We start from the raw sequence: 1,975 nt of genomic DNA on the forward strand, positions 1-1,975 counted from the left end.
GCTATTGAAACTATATGCCCGGAAAGAAGGTTTATAAAATCTTAATCGAAAGGCATTCCTGTTCATCTTAAACCAGGTGTAAGTATTATCACTTTTCCGATTTTAAGGGGAGTTATGATTGGTTTTCAGGTGTTGTTGTCACGCTTACCGCAATGTTTCAAATGTTTATTCTTTTGGAGAGCTCAACAGCATCGCTGCATAAATAAATAATCTTTTAGCTTGCGCTCCGCTAATAATAAGGTGTCCGTAAAGCATACAGACTGCTATGGTGTGCGTGGACAATCATAATTAAGCGGAGCAGAGCATGCTGACAACTATAATATACAGAAGCCATATTTCAGACGATGTACCCGTCAAAATTCTGCCGGATATGGTCAGCCAGGCGAGCGGTTTCAACGCGAGTAGGAACGTCACGGGTATTCTGCTGTTCAATGGCACGCACTTCTTTCAGATCCTTGAAGGGCCTGAAGCAGGTGTACAGGAAGTTTATGCGCGGATCTGCTCGGACAGGCGCCATCATAACGTCGTGGAACTGATGCGGGATTATTCTCCCTCACGTCGGTTCGGTAATGCAGGTATGGAGCTCTTTGATTTGAGAACACATGCTCAGGAGACCGTGTTGCAGGCGGTACTGGACAGGGGTACCTCCCGCTACCGGCTGACTTATGACGATCGCGGACTCCAGTTCCTGAGAACCTTCGTCGAATCGCGCGAGAAAGAAAACTATTTCGAAGTGCTTCCTCCTGACTACTGGGAGTTTGTTCCGGCGGACAACGATCCCGTTACCTACGGGGATAAGGGCATCAGCTTCAGACCGGTAGTGGATCCGCTGGGTCGTGAAGTGACAGCTATTGAAGCTATTCCTGACAGATTACAGGACGGCCTTAACGATGATGAGCGCTATGAATATGACCTGAGTGCAGTATGCCTTGCGCTGAAAAAAGCCGGCAAAGCCTGCCCCGACGGGATCCCACTTTATGTCACCATTCTGCCCATGACGCTGGTAGCGATTCCGGGCGCTGTTGGCCAGATTGTCAGTGCAATTGAGTCCGCAGGGCTTGTGCCTGAGCAGGTAATCCTAGGGGTCAGTGAAAGAGAAGTCATATCGCAACTGGACGAATTCACGCGCGCCATCCGCTATCTCAGACAGGCGGGCATAAGCATTTCAATCGATAACTTTGGCGACGGTTCTGCAGGACTTTCTCTGCTGGCAACCGTTCAGCCTGACAGGGTTCGCATTGACGCCGGTATCATCCGCCATATTCACCGCAGCGGTCCTAAGCAGGCGGTTGTCCATGCCGTTATCAGATGCTGTTCAGCGCTTGAAATCAATATCATAGCCGCTGGCATTGAGCATCCGGAAGAGTGGATGTGGCTGGAAGCCGCAGGGATCATCGATTTTCAGGGGAGTCTGTTTTCCCCTGGCGGTGCTGCTGTTGCCTGGCCCGAGTCCAGAGAAGCGATGTAATCGTCATCAGATATCAGGGACTTTTCCGGGTAATTTCCCGGAAGACGTCCGGTCACTGCCTGCTCTCGGCTGCTGGCTTGTCTATAGCACACGAAATAGAGTTAAACGGATCTTGCCGCAGCACTCTGCTGAGGCGTTCTCCCTCTTACCCTTGCAAGCGCTGCAGAGGATTTATCCAGAATGCTGTTGCCCGCTAGCTTCGGCTGAACCTGTGTCCTTTTTCTGTTGACCTTATCAAGCCAGCTCCGGAAATGCCCCGTCATCGCGCTGGCATGTTGCTGATCAGGAGTACGGTAAATCAGTAACCGGCTGACCGTCTGATGGCTCTGGTCGAGAAGATAAATTTCATATCCCCCATCCCGATTTTCGCATTCAATTGCTGTGAAATGCATAGCTGGCCAGCGGTTAACCCGCTCCAGAAACTCGCTCATTATCATAATTATTCCTATTCTAATTATTCGCAGGCTTTTACTTTTTTCACTGGTCCGCCCAGATTAGTCGCAGACT

General features: G+C 50.1%; 2 protein-coding genes. One reads left to right on the forward strand and one right to left on the reverse strand.

The window, feature by feature from the left end; genetic code table 11:
* The first annotated feature begins 304 nt into the window (after window positions 1-304).
* Window positions 305-1,468: a diguanylate phosphodiesterase gene (locus QMM04_RS22320; RefSeq protein ID WP_282997085.1), complete on the forward strand. Its 1,164-nt coding sequence runs from the start codon at window positions 305-307 to the stop codon at window positions 1,466-1,468.
* A gap of 101 nt (window positions 1,469-1,569) precedes the next feature.
* On the opposite strand, the gene QMM04_RS22325 is transcribed toward QMM04_RS22320, so the two are convergent.
* Complete coding sequence (locus tag QMM04_RS22325) at window positions 1,570-1,899, reverse strand: hypothetical protein (RefSeq protein ID WP_282997086.1); 330 nt, start codon at window positions 1,897-1,899, stop codon at window positions 1,570-1,572.
* Window positions 1,900-1,975: the final 76 nt, after the last annotated feature.

This window comes from Pantoea sp. Pa-EAmG, assembly GCF_030024295.1.
GTDB classification, from domain to species: Bacteria; Pseudomonadota; Gammaproteobacteria; order Enterobacterales; family Enterobacteriaceae; genus Pantoea; species Pantoea dispersa.